The following is a 15857-nucleotide window of genomic DNA, read 5'->3' as shown; positions in this document are numbered from 1 at the left end:
GCAGATCGAAGGAGATCGTCTCTGCGGGAGGTCGACTTGATCTGTCTTCCATGTCCGGTCGCCTTGGTGCGCAAGCGTCATCTCGTCGCAGGCCCGCGAATCCGGGAGTCAAGGCAGCGGCTCGGAGGGGTGATCAGCCGGTGGCCCCGGCTCGTGCGGCTGCGGGCGGCCCGCGGTCCAGAACTCGCGCAGCGCCTCACGCATCAGGCCCGCGAGGCGCACGGCCCGGTCAGGGTCGCCGCCCTCGTCGAGCCCGGCTTGGGCGAAGGCCAGCGCCCCCTCACGGAGCACGCCGGCGTCGACGTGGCGGTAGTACTCCAGAATCTCCGGGGTGGTGTCACGGCCAGGCTCGCGCAGATACGCCGCGAGCGCGTTCTGCGTGCGGTAGTACGACTCGACGTCCACGTACGAGGCGAGCCCGATAGCGGCCCGGTCGCCGTTGAGCGCCAGCCAGCTCAGAAAGCAGCCGTAGGCATGTTCGGTCAGTTCCGAGCGCTTGTGAGGCGAGGCATCCCTGACGTCCACGCCCAGTGACCCGGCCGCCTCCAGCAGTCGCGGCTTGGCGTTCTGCACCATCTCCAGCAGTCGCGTGCAGTAGACGTCCTGGGGCTTGGCGTAGAAACGCATCGCCATCGCCCCGTAGGCGGCGGCCTCGGTGTCGATCAGCCTCAGCTCCGCCTCGACGAGCCTGCGCGTGTCCTCCTGAGTGGCCTGGCCTGAGCGGATCCTGCCGAGGAACGGGTTCTCAGCGTACGACTCCTCCCCCTCGGCGATTGTCCGGACGAGTCGGCGGGCGTCTGCGGCGTTGGATGCCGAAGTGGACATGTCTCCTCCTGTCAGGTCGTGGTGTTCCTTACTGCCACCCCGTTCTGACGCGGGCCTGATCGCGCGGTGACACGCGCCTTACGCGCGAGAAACCGGCTGTGTACCACTCCCGAAAGGCGCTATCTCGATGAACGGTCCAGAATGCTGAGCATCTGCCTTTCGAGGGCGGGCGAGGGCGACAGCCCGGCCTCTCTGGCGAAGCAGGCACGTGCGAGCTGGTAGACCCCGAGTGCGTCGGCGGGCCGGCCCGCGCGCTGCAGCGCGGTCATGAGCTGGCCGTAGAGGCGTTCCTGGAGAGGATGCTGCAACACCAGCGCCTCGAGACTCGGGATGATCTCGACGTGCCCGCCCCTCTCGATCTCGATCTCGATGAGGCTGGTGGTCGCCAGCAACCGGCGGCTCTCCAGAAGTCGCGCGCCGCGGTCCCTGATCGGCCCGCTCGGCACGTCCTGCAGCGCCGGGCCACGCCAGAGCGCCAGCGCCTCACGCAGAAGGCCGGCGGCCTGGTCCTGGTGGGCCGGTTGCCGTGTGTGGGCCTCGGCGCAGAGCGCGTCGAATCGCACGAGGTCGATCTGGTCGGCCGGGACGTGCAGGGAATAGCCGGGGTAGCGGGTCCGCAGGGCGACCTGCGTCCCGTAACGCTCCCGCCACCGCCCCAGGCACAGCCGCAACCGGGACGCGTGCGCGTGCAGTGCGTTGGCCGCCTGTCCTGGCGGGTCATGCCGCCACAGCTCGGTGATGAGGTCGTCGACGGACACGACGTCGCCGTGATGGAGTAACAGCGCGGCGAACAGAGACCGCTTCTTCGGGCCGGTGATCGGTATCCGGTCGTCGTCGAATCTGACTTCCAAGGGGCCCAAAAGGTTGAAGGAGGTCATATTCGCCAGCATCGATTCTGTTGTATCTCCACGCGCACTCGATACAAATACTAACTTATCTGTGCGGCCGGCGTGGAGAATACGTTCCGGAAGGCGCGGCTGTCCCGTCATTCAAGTAACCGATTCTCCGCAGCCATCCGATATAAAGGTCGATCAATCCGCCGTCCACGGGAGGGCAGCCGGCCAGGACGTCCGGCACCGCCCTGGCGAGGTTCGTGAGGTCCGGCAGGGGGAAGGCGCCGGTGAGTTGCCGGCCCGGCGCGGACCCGTCATCCGGGCCGGCACCGGTGAGCAGCGTGATGTAGCCGGCCAGCGGCATGGCCGGATCTGCGGCGCAGAGACGTTCCATCTCCCGTACCCAGACCTCCCGGGGCAACACCCGGACGGGAAAGCCCTGCGACCGCAGCCGTTCGACCAGGAGGGGCAGGCCCGCGGCACGCGGGTTCGCCAGGTGACAGGTGAGGGTGCGCGCGGGCCGTCCTGACACCAGTTCCACGATGGCCTCGGCCACGTGGTCCACCGGGACGAAGTCCAGCCGGGCAGGCGCGTCGGGTGCGAGCCCGGTGTCGGCGATGGCCTTGATCAGGGCGGTCATCATGGTGCCGGTGTCCCACACGCCGCTCACGCGGCTTCCCGTGATCTCGTACGGCCGGTAGACGCCGACCGGCAGCCCGCGACCGGCGGCCTCGCGCAGCAGGGCCTCCGCCACCCATTTCGTCTCCGCGTACCCCTGACGGAGCCGTTCGGGATGAGGAAGCGGATCGTCCTCACGTACGCACGCGCCGTCCGCGGCACCCAGCACGTCCACCGTGGACACGTAGTGGAAGGGACGGACGCGCCTGTCCCAGGCGGCCAGCCGGATGAGCGTACGCACGCCACCGACGTTGACGTCCTTGAGCCGGACATAGGGGTAGACGAAGTTCACGTGCGCGCCGTTGTGCAGGATGAGGTCCGTCTGATCGGCCAGTTCGTCCAGCTCCGGCCGGGTGAGACCCAGTCCGGGCAGAGCGAGGTCGCCCGGGACGGGGACGACCCGGGTGTCGAGGCCGGTGAGCGGCAGGCCGTACCTGCGCAGGGCCGAGCCTATCCGCCGCAGCCCGTCGTCACCGTCCTTGGCTCGCACCAGGCACGACAGGCGCAGATCCGTGGCGTCGAGCAGCCTGCGGACCAGGAAGGCGCCCAGGAATCCGGTGGCCCCGGTGAGGAGGATGCCGCGGGCGGCGCGCTCCTGTACGGCGGCGTCGAAACGGATGTCCGGTTCGAGGCGGGACTCCCGTAGGAGATCCACCTGTTCGTCCTCCGTGCTCGCGCCTCCGCGCAGGGCCTCCACCCGGCCGGCGAACTCATCCAGCGTCGCGGCCTTCAGCAGCGCCCGCACCAGCGCCGGTCCTGGCAGATGAGACAGCCCGGGTCGCGCGCGCAGGGCGGTGACGATCTGGACGGCCTGTAGTGAGGTACCCCCGAGCTCGAAGAAGTCGTCGGTACGGGACACGAGCGGCACCCCGAGGAGATTCTCCCAGATCCGCGCGACGTGCTGTTCGACCTCGCCGCGCGGAGGATCGGCGAGAGTGCCGGGCCGCTCGCCGGCGGGCTCGGCCAGGGCGCGGGAGTCCACCTTGCCGCTGCTGTTCAGCGGCAGGTCGTCGGCGATCGCCACCTTCCCGGGAAGCATGAACGCGGGCAACCGGTCCCGCAGGAACGCCCGCACCCGTCCCGCGAGCGAACGGCGATCCACCTTCTCACGCGGCACCACCCACGCGACCAGGGCCTTGCCGCCCCGCTGGGATTCCCGCACCGCCACCGCGGCCTCACGCACCTCGGGATGGGCCGCCAGACCGGCCTCCACCTCTCCGATCTCCACCCGGTAGCCGCTGACCTGCACCTGACGGTCACGCCGCCCGAGAAACTCAAGGACGCCGTCCGGCCGCCACAACGCCCGGTCACCGGTCTTGTACATGCGCGCTTCTCCGCCCAGGAACGGGTCGGGCAGGAAACGTTCGGCCGTCCGTTCCTCGTCGCCCACGTAGCCGAGGGCCACGCCGTCGCCGCCCACGTGGAGTTCGCCCTCCTCTTCCGGCTCGCACGGACTGCCGTCCTCGCGCAGCACGTAGCAGGTGGAGTTCGCGATCGGACGCCCGATCGGCACGCTCTGGGCGCTCGGCGGCAGATCTGCCACCTCGTAGGCGCTGGAGAAGGTGCCGTTCTCCGTCGGGCCGTAGCCGTTGACCAGGTGTGCGGGCGGGCCGGCCGCCAGGATGCCGCGCACGCACTCGGGATGCAACACGTCCCCGCCCGCCACCAGATAGCGCAGCGATGCGAACATGCCCGGCTCGGCGAAGCCGAGCTGGTGGAACAGCCCGGCGCTGAGCCACAACACGGTCGCGCCGCTGTCCCGCAGCTCGCGGGCCAGGTCCGGCGGCGACAGCAACGACTCCCGCTCGGGGATGACCAGGTGGGAGCCGTTCAGGTGCGCACCGAAGATCTCGAAGCAGGACACGTCGAACGTGGGGTTGGCGGTCGCCAGGACGACGTCATCCGGGCCGAACGCGGCGCAGTCGGTGCCCGTCGCCAGCCGGACGGGGCCGCGATGAGGTTCGGCCACCGCCTTGGGGACCCCGGTGGAGCCGGAGGTGAAGATGACGTAGGCCGGGTCGGTCGCCGAGGCCACCTTCCCCGGTAGCGGATCGGCGCTCGGGGTCGGCTCGTCCAGCGGCAGCACGTGCCGCGCGTTCAGGACGGAACGCCGGCGCGCGCAGGTCACCACGTGCGCGATGCCCAGCCGCCCGGCCATCGCACGCAGCCGGGCCGGCGGGTCTCCCGGGTTCAGCGGCACGTACGCGCCACCCGCCTTGAGCACGGCCCAGATCCCCACGACGGCCTCCGGCGACCGCTCGACCGTCAGGGCGACGGGCGTGCCCGCACGCACTCCCGACCGTCGCAGAACCCTGGCCAGCGCGTCAGCGCGGTCGGCCAGCTCCCGGTAGGTCAGTGTCCGGCCGCCACCCGTCAGCGCCGGCGCGTCCGGTGTCCGTGCCGCCTGGACGTCGAACAGTTCAGGCAGCACCGCGTCGCGCGGGTAGGGGCGCGCCGTCGCGTTCCAGTCCTTCAGGCTCATTCGGTTTCCCTCCAGATCAGTCGAGGTGTGCGGCGGCCTTCCAGAAGCTGCCGATATGCTCTTCCAGGTGTCTGGCCCGGGTCACCGCCGTGGCCTCGTCCTCACCGCGCCGCAGTCCGTGCTCGACGACTTCGAGGGCGCGCCGCTCCAGTTCGTCCGACTGGCCGCCCTCGTAGTAGGTCACGAACTCCTCGGGCACCTCCAGTCCCTGCTTTTGCACCGCTTCGAGCAGGGCGAGACAGCCGGGGAAGTAGACCGTCATGTCGGTGTGCAGGGCCAGCGCGTTGTCCGCCTGGCCGCCGTGCAGCGCGAGCCAGGAGATGTAGCCGCAGAACGCCTGCGCGTCTGGACCGGACGGCCAGGTTCCCGCCGTTCCCGGATCCATGCCCAGCGGGCGTACGCAGGCCAGCAGCTTGGGGTGCGCCTCGTGGACCAGGCGGGCGACATCCAGGTAGAGGCCGACGATGGGGCTGTCGGAGAAGCGGGCGATGACCATGCCGTACGCCGCCAGCTCCGCGATGTGGCACCGCAGTTCGATCCCGACGAGCCGGCGCAGGTGCTCCACGCTGAGCCCGCCGACCTCGGCCAGGTCGAGCAGGTGATTGCCGACCGGTGAGCGGTCGCGCAGCCGCTGGAGTTCGGCGACGCTGGAGGTCGCCAGGGAGAGCTCCTGGGTGGTGGTCATGGTGCGAACCTTCCTTTCGTCGAATCTGTCTGCCGTTCCCCGTGGCTATGACACGGAGCTGACGCGGGTCTGACATCCGGCCGCCGTACGCCGGGGCGCGGCCCTCGCGCCGCGGCGGGGTCGACGACCACCGTGTTCACGTCCAAGTCGTCGATGAGGCCCCGGAGAGCGGGTTCTGCCAGGCGCACCCAGGGATGGCCCGCGCCGAGCACACTGCGTAACCGCATGGACGAGGTGAACGCCACGGCGGTCCGCTCGCCGGCCACCGTACTGAACAGGCGGAGCGACACGCCCACCCGGCACTGCCGGACGGGGATGAACAGGGCTGGAGTCGTGGCCGTCTCTTCACGAGCGAGGCGCCGCCGCCCGGAAGGGAGCCGTGCGCTGATCTCACAGGCCGGGCCCGCGCGACCGTCACCCGGCCCCCGGCGGCCGGGACCGAGAGGAGATCGCGCGGCGGAGGTCGCACGACGGGCGATCCTCATGCGGGCGGCAGGCCCCTCGGCCAGGCCGCCGGAGTTCATTCGGCCGTCCCTTCCGGCGAGACCCGGAGCCCGCCCTTGTCCAGGAACTCGTACGCCTCGCCGACCGTCGCGGCGCCACTGTGGAAGAGGTTGTTGACCAGGGCATGCCGGGCCCCTCCCACCGTGAGGCCCTCGTACAGGTGCTCGACGGTGCCGGCGCCGCCCGAGGCGATGACCGGTACGCTCACCGCCGTTGCGATGGCCGAGGTCATCTCCAGGTCGTAGCCACTGCCGGTGCCCTCCCGATCGAGGCTGTTGGCCAGCAGGTGCCCGGCGCCCAGGTCCGCCAGCATCTTCGCCCACACCACGGCGTCCAGGTCGGTCCCCTGTCCCCCGCCCCGGATGGCCACGTTCCATCGGCCCTCGCCGGCGCGGGCGACGTTCATGACGCCCAGGACCCGGTCGGGGCCCTGCCGCTGCGCGAGCGTGTGCAGGACGGACGGGTGCTCCACCGACGTGGTGCTCAGCCCGACAGCCGCGGCGCCCGCCTTCAGCAGCAGTTCGGCCGCATCGGCCGAGGGCATGTAGCCGTTGTCCACGGTGACCCAGAACTGACCGCCGGTCTCGTTCAGCGCCCGGATGAGGGGCAGGAACGTCTCGTGGTTCGTCCACGGCTCCTGTACGTCCACGAAGATCGGCCCACCTGCGTCACGCAGGTAGAAGGAGGCGATCTCGACGGCGTCGGCGGCGTCGGACAGCTCGGAGATGCCCGAGGACGGTGACGCCCTGCCGCCGGCCACATCGATGCACGGAATGATGAGGTCGTTCATGATGTCCCCTTCTTCGTCGTTCGGAATGCGGGTCAGCGTTCACGCGAGGGGTTGCGGCGCGGGAGGGTGGTCGGTGAGCAGCACCTTTCCCGTGCGGCCGGTCCGCGCACTGTGCTCCACGGCCGCCTTGACCCGCGCCAGCGCGTACCGTCCGGCCACTTCGGCGTCGAACCGCCCGTCCGCGGCGTTCTCGATCACCTCCTCGATGAGGCGGGCGCGATCGGGCTCTCCCAGCGCGGCGAGCCGCTCGGGCAGCCAGAACCCGCGCACGGTGAGAGAGGAGAAGATGGCCTCACGAGGCGGTACCGGGATCGGCTCCCCGGACAACGCCCCGAACACGATCAGCTCGCCGCCGGGGCGCAGGCAGCCGAGCAGGCTCCCGCCCACCGTGCCGCCGATGGAGTCGATCGCGGCGCTCGCCCCGCCCGACGTGACGGCCAGCACCCGCTCGGCCCAGGCCCCGGTGGAGGTGTCGATGACCTCGTCGGCTCCCAGGCGGCGAAGCGGGAGTACCTGTTCCGGCCGCCTTACCAGATGCAGGCATCGGATCCGGCGTTCGCCGGCGTGCGCCAGGATCATCCGGCAGACGGCCGACGCGCCGGCCGACAGCAGCAGCCATCCGCCGGCGGGCACGTCGAGCGAGTCCACCAGCAGGCGCGCCGCGAACGGGTTCACGGTGAGCCGGCAGGCCAGCTCGTCGGGCACGCCGTCCGGGACCCGGATCAGCTCGCCGGGCGCGGCGCTGACGTAGTCCTGCCAGGTGCCGGTCGCGGCCACGGCGACCCGGGTGTCTTCACGGTACGTGCCCGCGCGGTCCTGCCGCTCCACCACGCCCACGCCTTCGAACCCCGCGGGCGAGGGAAGCGGCGGTCTGCGTCCGTACTCTCCTCGGACGTACATGAGGTCGGAGGGGTTGATCGGCCGCGTGGTCATCCGTACGAGCAGGTCGTCCGGCTCTTTGGCGGGGATGGGCACGTCGTCCACGGACAGGACGGCGGCCGGGTCACCGTGACGGTGGAAGCGTACGGCTCGCACGGCGAACCCCCTCATCGGGTGCGGCGGACAGCAGGTCGGTGAGGCGGCCGGAGCGCGGGGCCAGGCGCCGGGCGACCTCGACGGCCGACCGCACGGCCGACTCCTGGCTGGAGACCCAGGTGGTGTACTGGCCCGCGAAATGCAGCCCCTCCCGTCCCTGCAGCGCGGCGAGGCGGCGCTGGGCGCGGACGGCGGCCGGTGTGATGAGCAGGTGCCGGTAGTCCTCGCGCAGCACCATCTGCTGGGGCAGGCGGTCGCGGTGGGTGAGCTGGCTCTTGAACACCTCCACGCCCCTGCCGGGGCCGAACCAGTCGGTGCTCTCGCTCCAGCCGTCGTGCACCTCGAATGTGCTGGTCGACCATTGCTCGCGGCACTCGGGCAGGTAGGCGGGGTCCAGGTGCAGCGCGTACGTGGTGTCGACGGGCTCGAAAGCGGCCAGTACGTCGCGTACCTCCCGCGTTCCAGCCAGCGGATGCAGAAGCTTCGCCGCCTCCCACGGCGGCACCGCGAGGACGAGTTCGTCCACGATGTGCCGCTCGCCGGTCGTGTCGAGCAGTTCGTAGCGGCCGTCCGACCGGCGGATCTGCCGTACGCCGGCCGCGGTCTTGATCGTCGCGGCCGGGGTACGCGCCGCCAGGGCCCAGGCCACGCTCTCCAGGCCCGTGACAAGTTGCTGCCAGCTCGGCTCGCCCGCGGCGCTCACGTAGAAGGCGGCGGCGGCGCGGGCCGAAAGGGTCATGGCCCGTTCGATGCCGCAGCAGAACAGGAAGGCCGGACGGGCGTACAGGACGTCGTGCTTGATCTGCGGGCTGACCGGCAGGGGCTCCACCAGATCGGCCAGCGGCCGCTCCCAGCTGACGTCCTCCTTATCCCATTCGGCCGCCCGCTGAAGGTAGAGGTTCAGCGCGTGCCACGCCGGCCCGAGCCGTTCGGCCCGGCGCCACGCCGGCTCGGGCGTGTGCGGGCTGACCAGCAACGGCTCCTTCAGCCCCGCCTTCAGCACGGTGAGCGAGGCCGGGCAGTCGACGAACTGCCCGTCTGTGAATCCCAGGAGTGACAGCAGCCTGCGATGCGCAGGGAACAGGTCCGGGGAGATGTCCTGCGCTCCGAGGTCCAGCGTCGTCTGCCCCTCACCGGTCCGGACATGGACCGATCGCATCGTGCCGCCGATCCGGTCGAGAGATTCGAGCACCACGGTCCGGCATCTGCTGGCCAGGAGCCAGGCCAGGGTGAGCCCCGACAGTCCGGCTCCGACTATTCCGACGCGCATGTCATTTCCCCTGGATGAGAGACGATGAATGATGTCGGCCTTCCGCTGACTCGTAGATTCTTCGGTGGCCGGAGAGTGCGGCCAGCCGGTACGGACCGGTGCTCTCCTGCTCGATCTTGTGGTCGCCTCCGTCGGCCGGGATCTCCACCTGGTGCAGTTCGCGGTAGTGCGCGTAGGTGATGGGACGGCGGCGGGCGATCGCCCCGGCGTTGGCGGCGGACCTGAGGTGCTGGTGGTAGCCGGGCTCAATGACGCCGCTGAGGAACTCCGCGACGCTCCCGGAGCCGTAGCTGATGATGGCGATCGGCCGGTTGGCGAGATCGTCGCGATGGTCCAGCAGGGAGGCGAGCCCGACGTAGGCGGAGGCTGCGTAGCTGTTGCCGACGGCCCGGTTGTAGATGGTGCCGGCGGCGAGCACACTGTCGAGGTCGGTGCCGGGCGCCGCGTCGGAGCCCGCGTGATGGAGCAGGTGCCGGTGCGCCTTGTAGGCCATCCTGGTGAACGGCTGGTGATAGCAGCACGCGGCGAATTCGGACAGGTCGCGACCGCCCCGGTAACGATAGTCGGCCCAGGCTTGTTCGATCGCGTGCTGGTAGGCCTCGACAGACAGCTTGCCATCGACGACCGCCTCGGTGCGGTAGTTGGGACGCCAGAAGTCGGAGACGTCGTCGGAGTAGAGGCCCGAGGGAGTGTCCAGGCGCAGGATGGCGGGTTCGGCGGTGATGAGCATGGCGACGGCCGCGGCGCCCTGGGTGGGCTCGCCGGTGGAGCCGAGTGCGTATTTGGCGACGTCGCCGGTCAGGACGAGGACCTGCTGGGCGGGTTCGCGGGCGATCAGCGCGGCGGCGAACTGCAGGGCCGCGGTGGCGGAGTAGCAGGCCTGTTTGAGTTCGACGACGCGGCAGGTGGTGGGCAGCCCGAGCAGGCCGTGAACGTAGAGCCCGGCGGCCTTGGACTGATCGACGCCCGATTCGGTGGCGAACAGGACGGTGCGGATCCGGTCGCCGCCGTGCCGGGCGATGATCGGCTGGGCGGCGGTCGCCGCCATGGTGACGATGTCCTCATCGGCCGCGGGGATGCTCATCGCGTCCTGGCCGAGGCCGACGTGGAACTTGGCCGGATCGACGCCGAGGTGGCGGGCGAGCGCGTCGTGGTCCAGGCGATAGTGGGCGGTGGCCAGGGAGAGGTCGTGGATGCCGATGAGGGGCTCGGTCATGACGTCCTGCTTTCGCGGTCTCGGGGACGGCGTTCGTAGGTGAGGTGGGCGCGCATGAGTTCGCCGGGGTTGGTCTGCGCCGCCAGGAGCGACAGCTCTCCGCAGAGCACGGTGGCGGCCGCCAGGACGGCCAGGCGGCGGGCGTTCGCGCCGGGCTCACGATCCTCCCGGCAGCCCAGCCGGGTCAGGTTCTCGGCGATGAAGCCGTGGTCCTTGGCGCTCCCGGTGGTACCGACGATGATGTTGGGAATCGTGCAGGAGAAGTACAGGTCGCCGTCGCGGTCGTCGGCGTGGGTGATGCCCTGGGAGCCTTCGACGATGTTGGCCGCGTCCTGCCCGGTGGCGAGATAGAAGGCGAGCAGCAGGTTGGCGTAGTGGGCGTTGGCTGATCGGATCCCTCCGGCCAGGAGCGTGCCGATGAGGTTCTTGTGCACGTTGAGGCCGGCGATCGCGGCGGCGGTGGTGTGCAGCTTCTTCTCGACCACGTCGCCCGGCAGCCGGATTTCGGCGATGACGTTCTTGCCGCGGCCGAGGATGCCGTTGACGGCGCTGGCCTTCTTGTCGGTGCAGTAGTTGCCCGAGATCGAGCCGTACCGCAGACCGGGCACTGTGGTGAGGATGTGCCGCATGAGGTGGTCGCCGGCCAGGGTGGTCATGTTGTGCCCGGCCGCGTCGCCCGTGGCGAACTCGAAGCGGAGGAAGAGCAGATTGCCCGCGATCTGGTGGTGCAGGCACAGGAGCCGGGCGAACCGGCTGGACCCGGCGACCACCTTCCGCAGTTGGTCGAGGGAGGCGGCGAGGTGCTGGGCCGCCCGGTGCGCGGTCGGGGCGTCGTCGGCCTCCAGCAGGATCGAGCGGGTCATCCGCTCGTCGATCAGAGTGGCGACGATCCCGTCATCGGTCATCGTGGAGGTACGCGCGCCGCGTTGCGCGGAGGGCCACAGCGGGGACTCGAAGGTGGCAAGGGGGACGTTCACCTCGTCGTTGACGATGTTGCCGGTGATCCGGATCGGTCCCACCCATCGCAGGGGCACGGCCGCCGACGTCTGGTCCAGGTGCTGGGTCATGTGCGGGTCCTCCTGGAGCCGTAGGGCGCGGGGTCGATGCCACGGGCGTGGCAGAACTGTGCGACGTCTCCGCTGAGCAGCAGGTCGCAACCACGCAGTTCGCCCGGTGCGGACACGCCGAGCACGGTCATGATCTGGTGGAGCTGGTCGAGCCAGCCGCGGATCGTCTCTGTCAGCGCCTGCGTGCCGTGGTCGGCGAGGACGGTGAGGAACCGTCCCGCGACGCCGACCGCCACGGCGCCGAGCGCCAGCGCCCGTGCCATGTCGAGGGGGGAACGGACGCCGCCGGAGGCGAAGAGGTCGATGCCGGTGATTCCCGCGGCGTCCAGCAGGCAGCAGGGCGTCGACTGGCCCCAGTCGGCGATGAAGGCGTAGTCGCCGTCCGGCCGGCGGGCGTTCTCGATGCGGGCGAAGTTGGTTCCGCCACGCCCGCCGACGTCCGCCGCGGTCACGCCCGCGTCCCGCAGACGGTGGACGGTCTCGCGGCTGAGGCCGAACCCGACCTCCTTCACGATCAAGGGGATCTCCAGGGCGGCGGCCAGCCGTTCGATCCGCGCGGGCCAGGCGGCGAAGTCCCGGTCCCCCTCGGGCATCACGATCTCCTGTACCGCGTTGAGATGGATCTGCAGGGCGTCGGCCTGGAGCAGGTCCACGGCCCGGCGCGCCTGGTCGACCGTGGCGTTGGCGTTGAGATTGGCGATCACTGTCCCGGCGGGGTTCTCCTCACGGAGCACCCGGAAACTGCCGGCCAGGTCCGGGTCGCGCAGGTAGGCGCTCATGGATCCGGACGCGATGGGGACGCCCGACTCGCGGGCCGCCGCGGCCAGCCCTCGATTGATCTCTCCGGTGGCGGTGCTGCCTCCGGTCATGCCGTTGATGTAGAGCGGGGCCGGCCAGGTCAGGCCCAGCGCCCGCGTGGTCAGATCCACCCTCTTGTCGTCGATGCCGGCCAGCGCGTGGTGCAGGAAGCGCACGTCGTCGAAGTCGTTTTCCTGGTCGGCGTGCCGCTGCTGGTCAAGGGCGTGACGGACATGGTCGTCCTTACGGTTCGTGGTCATAGCGTGTCCTGTTGGGTGGGGTGCGGGTGCAGGGCGAGCGGCTGGACCCCGGCTGCGATCCAGCGCTCACGCAGCTCCGGCAGCACGTAGGACTGGTCGCCCCTGAGCAGCGCGATACCGCAGTCACCGCCGCCCGCGCCCGACGGTTTGGCAGCCGCGCCGAAAGCCTCGGCCACCTCGCACAGGGCGCGCAGCCGGGGGGTCATCCAGCCCAGCGAAGCCCGGCGGTCCAGCTCGGACAGCAGGTCCCGGGCGCGCCTGATCTGCTGCTGAATTCGTCCGACGTTCCCTCCCATCAGCCCGGTGGCCAGGAGGGAGACGCACGTGGTGCTCGCGGCCAGGAACGCGCGATGCCGCCCGGCGACGGACCCGTCAGGGTCATCGCGGAACCGTCCGAGCAAGCCGGTCGTGGAGGCGGGCCGGCCGGTCCAGCCGGCCTCCAGGCACGCGCTCCGGGGCGTCGGCAGCGGACGCAGAACCAGTTCCGGCCATGGGGCGCTGAGCGCGCCACTCACCGTTCCCCATGCGGCGTCGCCGGTGAGTCCGGGCGAGCGTTGCCGGTCGGGCGCGCAGTACAGGAGCCAGCCTCCGACGGCGCCGGCCGCCACATCGCCGCCGGAGGTGTCCGGGGTGACCGCCAGGGTCGCCAGCATCGCCACCCGGTACAGGTCGGCGCGGCTCAATCGCAGATCGTAGAAACGCGCGAGCGCGCCGCAGGTCGCGACGGTGACCGCGGCGCTGGATCCGAGGCCGAGCTTGCGCCCGTCCCCGGCCGTCAGGTCCGTGGCGACCGACAGGTGGAACGGGCGGCCAGGTCGGCCGTGTTCGGCGGCCAGTCGCTCCACGACGTCGACGGCGGATCGCACGAACGCCAGTGGTCCGGCCGCCGCCGGCTCTGCCGGAGCGAGCCGCCCGTCCACCCGCTCGCAGCGCAGCACCAGCCCGCCCGATAGGTCCGAGGTCAAGGTGGTGGGTCCGGCCGTGTCGGCGATGGTCACCGTGGCGTAACGATCGACGGCCATCAGGACGGCCGGATGGCCGGGCCACAGGACGGCGTACTCTCCGGCGACGAACAGCTTCCCCGGCGCCCGGAACATCGTCATCGGTCCTCACCGCCGCAGACGGTCGCGGCCGGGCCAGGCCCGGCGATGTGCACCGACTGGACGTCACCGATCGCGCCGAGCTCTTGTGCCACACCGGCGGCGTCCTGGCGGGGGCACAGCACGGCGACGTTCGGCCCGGCGTCGATCGTGGCGTGCGCGGGCACGCCCTGCTCACGCAGGCGCGCCACCCGGTCAAGCACCGCCAGGGAGCCGCCGGTCAGATAGCGTATGGCCGGGCGGGCGGCGAGCATGCTCGCGTGCATGCCCAGCGCGTTGCGTTCGGCGATCATCCCGGCCCTGTCGAGGTCGCCCTGCCGCAGTGCCCGCCTCAGCTCACCGAGATCTGCTTCGCCGGCCCTTGCCCAGGCTCCGTAGAGCGGAGAGGTGGCCTGCGTGTGCCGCATCGCCTGCCGGCTCGGCACCCTCTTGGGCCCGGGATCGACCACGGTGATGACCAGCGCCGGGTCCAGCGCGCCGACCGGCACCGGTTCGGCGTAGGACGTCTTGTCGCCCATCCGGCCTTCGGCGAGGCCGGCGTGCCACTGTACGAAGCCGCCGAACACCGACCGGCAAGCCGACCCGGATCCGCGCCGGGCCAGTCGCGACAGCGCGCGGCCATCCAGGCATAGTCCATAGACGGAGGCCGCGGCGACGGCCAGAGCGGCGAACCCGGCCGCGGATGACGCCAGCCCGGCCGCGGTCGGCACCGTGTTCACCGACTCCACGATCGCGTGTGCCGACCGGCCCGCCAGAGCCCGTACCACCTCCAGAAACCGGCGGATCCGGTCGGCGGTCACGTCTTCGGCGGATCCACCGTTGAATCGCACCACGTCGGTGGCGGCATCAGGAACCAGCTCGACACGCGTGGTGGTGGGGAAGAGGTCCAGAGTCATGGACAGACTGCCGGTGACCGGCAGCATCCATTTCTCATCCCGCTTGCCCCAGTACTTCACCAGCGCGATGTTCGGATATGCCCGAGCCGTGACACCACGTCCGCCGGTCGCCGTCATGACGCCCGCCCGCATGAGACCGTCCACGTCGCGCCTGCCCCGGCGTGCCGCAGTGCTGCCCGCAGCCGCCCGGCGTCGCCGGGCGATCCGGCCAGCGCCAGGACGCAGCCGCCGAGCCCGCCGCCGGTGAGCTTGGCGCCATGCGCCCCAGACTCCAGCGCCGCGGCCACCAGACGATCGACGGCCGGTGTGGTGACCCCCACCTGGCAGAGCAGGTCATGAAAGTCGAGCATGTGCTGCCCCAGCACGTTGAGCTGCCCGGATACCAGTTCGTCCGCCGCCGCGGTGACCAGCGTCCTGGCCCGGGACAGAAGGCGCCGCGCGCGGCGCGGGTCGGCGTCGAGCATCGCGCGCACGCGGGCGACGGCTTCGCGCGTGCGGCTCGGAACACCGGTGTCAGCCACCACGAACGTCGCTTCCCCGGCGAAGGTGAGGGGCCGGGCCGCCCCGCCGGCGAACCAGATCGGGCCGTCCATGGCCACCGCGCGGGCATCCACCCCGCTGGCCCTTCCATGCATACGGTGCTCACTGCGCTGGACGAGGTCGTACACCTCATCGCGGTCCAGGGGGGTGCCGTAGAGATCGGCCACGGCGCGCACGGCCGCCGTCGCGCAGGCGGCGCTGGACCCAAGGCCACGCCCGGCTGGAACGGTGCGGCCCAACTCCACCGTGGGCACATCGTCACGCGCGATACCGCCGGCTTGGCCGCATCCCCGTAGTGCCGCGCCGACCACGGCATCCACCGTGGCGGCGAGGGCTGCCATGCCGTCCCGCGGCGGCGCTGGGCGGCCTCGATGACGAGCCAGCGCGGTCACGGTGAGTTCTGCGATCGGCAGTGCGATGGCCGGTGTCCCGTGGACCACGGTGTGCTCACCAAGCAAGATCACCTTGCCGTGGGCCTGCCCGATCCCCACCGGCCTCGCGTCACCCGGTCCCGCTCGAAGGGCGCCGCGTCCTTCGGGTTCTGGCTGGTGAGGCTGGGGCCGCACAGAGTCTCCGGCAGGCGTGGCAGGCCGGACGGCGAAGCGCTGATCTCTGCCGGCGCCCCGGACTCCCGGGGCGCCGGCCGGCTGGTCTCCCATGACGCATTCCTACAGGTGAGAAAGGCTGAAGCCCTTCCACCGTGTGCGCCGGGCATGGACGGCGCGAGCAACCGTTCCACCGTGCGGGACGTCCGGCGAAGTTGAGCCGGCACAGGGTGCGCGCCGAGGTCACGACCGTAGCCGTGTTCTCGGCGGGTGTTCCGTACGGTGGAACATCCCTTCGCGGCAGCCGTCGACGACGCCAATGGTGGAACGGTT

The 15857-nt window shown here is 71.0% G+C and carries 14 protein-coding genes; all 14 read right to left on the bottom strand.

Going from position 1 to position 15857, the window contains the following annotated elements; genetic code table 11:
- Positions 1-108: 108 nt before the first annotated feature.
- The 14 genes from AB0I81_RS36135 to mvk all read right to left on the bottom strand — a co-directional run bounded on the left by AB0I81_RS36135 (position 109) and on the right by mvk (position 15470).
- On the bottom strand, positions 109-825 hold the full coding sequence (locus AB0I81_RS36135; RefSeq protein WP_360666281.1) for a hypothetical protein: 717 nt from the start codon (positions 823-825) through the stop codon (positions 109-111).
- Between the two features lie 119 nt (positions 826-944).
- A complete protein-coding gene (locus tag AB0I81_RS36130; protein ID WP_360666278.1) occupies positions 945-1676 on the bottom strand; it encodes an AfsR/SARP family transcriptional regulator in 732 nt (243 codons plus the stop codon).
- 82 nt (positions 1677-1758) lie between these two features.
- The gene (locus AB0I81_RS36125) at positions 1759-4818 is read right to left on the bottom strand and encodes an amino acid adenylation domain-containing protein (RefSeq protein ID WP_360666275.1); all 3060 of its coding nucleotides are present in this window, start codon (positions 4816-4818) and stop codon (positions 1759-1761) included.
- A gap of 16 nt (positions 4819-4834) precedes the next feature.
- On the bottom strand, positions 4835-5503 hold the full coding sequence (locus AB0I81_RS36120) for a hypothetical protein (RefSeq protein WP_360666272.1): 669 nt from the start codon (positions 5501-5503) through the stop codon (positions 4835-4837).
- Positions 5500-5988 carry an SAV_915 family protein gene (locus tag AB0I81_RS36115; RefSeq protein WP_360666844.1) on the bottom strand — a complete coding sequence of 163 codons (489 nt, stop codon included), beginning with the start codon at positions 5986-5988 and terminating at the stop codon, positions 5500-5502. Before AB0I81_RS36115 ends, AB0I81_RS36120 begins: the two co-directional genes overlap by 4 nt.
- A 35-nt stretch (positions 5989-6023) precedes the next feature.
- Positions 6024-6797 carry a HisA/HisF-related TIM barrel protein gene (locus tag AB0I81_RS36110; protein ID WP_360666269.1) on the bottom strand — a complete coding sequence of 258 codons (774 nt, stop codon included), beginning with the start codon at positions 6795-6797 and terminating at the stop codon, positions 6024-6026.
- A gap of 39 nt (positions 6798-6836) precedes the next feature.
- Complete coding sequence (locus tag AB0I81_RS36105) at positions 6837-7832, bottom strand: zinc-dependent alcohol dehydrogenase family protein (RefSeq protein WP_360666266.1); 996 nt, start codon at positions 7830-7832, stop codon at positions 6837-6839.
- Positions 7801-9102 carry an FAD-dependent oxidoreductase gene (locus tag AB0I81_RS36100; RefSeq protein WP_360666263.1) on the bottom strand — a complete coding sequence of 434 codons (1302 nt, stop codon included), beginning with the start codon at positions 9100-9102 and terminating at the stop codon, positions 7801-7803. Before AB0I81_RS36100 ends, AB0I81_RS36105 begins: the two co-directional genes overlap by 32 nt.
- Before the next feature lies 1 nt (position 9103).
- Positions 9104-10318: a hydroxymethylglutaryl-CoA synthase gene (locus AB0I81_RS36095; protein ID WP_360666260.1), complete on the bottom strand. Its 1215-nt coding sequence runs from the start codon at positions 10316-10318 to the stop codon at positions 9104-9106.
- Positions 10315-11385, bottom strand: a complete 1071-nt coding sequence (locus AB0I81_RS36090) for a hypothetical protein (RefSeq protein ID WP_360666257.1) — start codon at positions 11383-11385, stop codon at positions 10315-10317. Before AB0I81_RS36090 ends, AB0I81_RS36095 begins: the two co-directional genes overlap by 4 nt.
- Positions 11382-12443, bottom strand: coding sequence for a type 2 isopentenyl-diphosphate Delta-isomerase (gene fni / locus AB0I81_RS36085; RefSeq protein WP_360666254.1), 1062 nt, complete (start codon positions 12441-12443; stop codon positions 11382-11384). Before fni ends, AB0I81_RS36090 begins: the two co-directional genes overlap by 4 nt.
- Positions 12440-13546 carry a phosphomevalonate kinase gene (locus AB0I81_RS36080; RefSeq protein WP_360666251.1) on the bottom strand — a complete coding sequence of 369 codons (1107 nt, stop codon included), beginning with the start codon at positions 13544-13546 and terminating at the stop codon, positions 12440-12442. Before AB0I81_RS36080 ends, fni begins: the two co-directional genes overlap by 4 nt.
- A complete protein-coding gene (mvaD, locus tag AB0I81_RS36075) occupies positions 13543-14583 on the bottom strand; it encodes a diphosphomevalonate decarboxylase (RefSeq protein WP_360666248.1) in 1041 nt (346 codons plus the stop codon). Before mvaD ends, AB0I81_RS36080 begins: the two co-directional genes overlap by 4 nt.
- Entirely contained in the window at positions 14553-15470 is a 918-nt protein-coding gene (mvk, locus tag AB0I81_RS36070) for a mevalonate kinase (protein ID WP_360666245.1), read from the bottom strand. Before mvk ends, mvaD begins: the two co-directional genes overlap by 31 nt.
- Positions 15471-15857: the final 387 nt, after the last annotated feature.

Source organism: Nonomuraea sp. NPDC050404, assembly GCF_040655495.1.
Taxonomy (GTDB): Bacteria; Actinomycetota; Actinomycetes; order Streptosporangiales; family Streptosporangiaceae; genus Nonomuraea.
The sequence above is the reverse complement of the archived record's forward strand: the minus strand, read 5'-3'. Positions and strand labels throughout refer to the sequence as shown.

Bases quoted from the DNA above. Each gene is read 5' to 3' on its own strand.
- AB0I81_RS36135 (WP_360666281.1), bottom strand. From the start codon at position 825: ATGTCCACTTCGGCATCCAACGCCGCAGACGCCCGCCGACTCGTCCGG.
- AB0I81_RS36125 (WP_360666275.1), bottom strand. From the start codon at position 4,818: ATGAGCCTGAAGGACTGGAACGCGACGGCGCGCCCCTACCCGCGCGAC.
- AB0I81_RS36120 (WP_360666272.1), bottom strand. From the start codon at position 5,503: ATGACCACCACCCAGGAGCTCTCCCTGGCGACCTCCAGCGTCGCCGAA.
- AB0I81_RS36115 (WP_360666844.1), bottom strand. From the start codon at position 5,988: ATGAGGATCGCCCGTCGTGCGACCTCCGCCGCGCGATCTCCTCTCGGT.
- AB0I81_RS36110 (WP_360666269.1), bottom strand. From the start codon at position 6,797: ATGAACGACCTCATCATTCCGTGCATCGATGTGGCCGGCGGCAGGGCG.
- AB0I81_RS36100 (WP_360666263.1), bottom strand. From the start codon at position 9,102: ATGCGCGTCGGAATAGTCGGAGCCGGACTGTCGGGGCTCACCCTGGCC.
- AB0I81_RS36095 (WP_360666260.1), bottom strand. From the start codon at position 10,318: ATGACCGAGCCCCTCATCGGCATCCACGACCTCTCCCTGGCCACCGCC.
- AB0I81_RS36090 (WP_360666257.1), bottom strand. From the start codon at position 11,385: ATGACCCAGCACCTGGACCAGACGTCGGCGGCCGTGCCCCTGCGATGG.
- fni (WP_360666254.1), bottom strand. From the start codon at position 12,443: ATGACCACGAACCGTAAGGACGACCATGTCCGTCACGCCCTTGACCAG.
- AB0I81_RS36080 (WP_360666251.1), bottom strand. From the start codon at position 13,546: ATGACGATGTTCCGGGCGCCGGGGAAGCTGTTCGTCGCCGGAGAGTAC.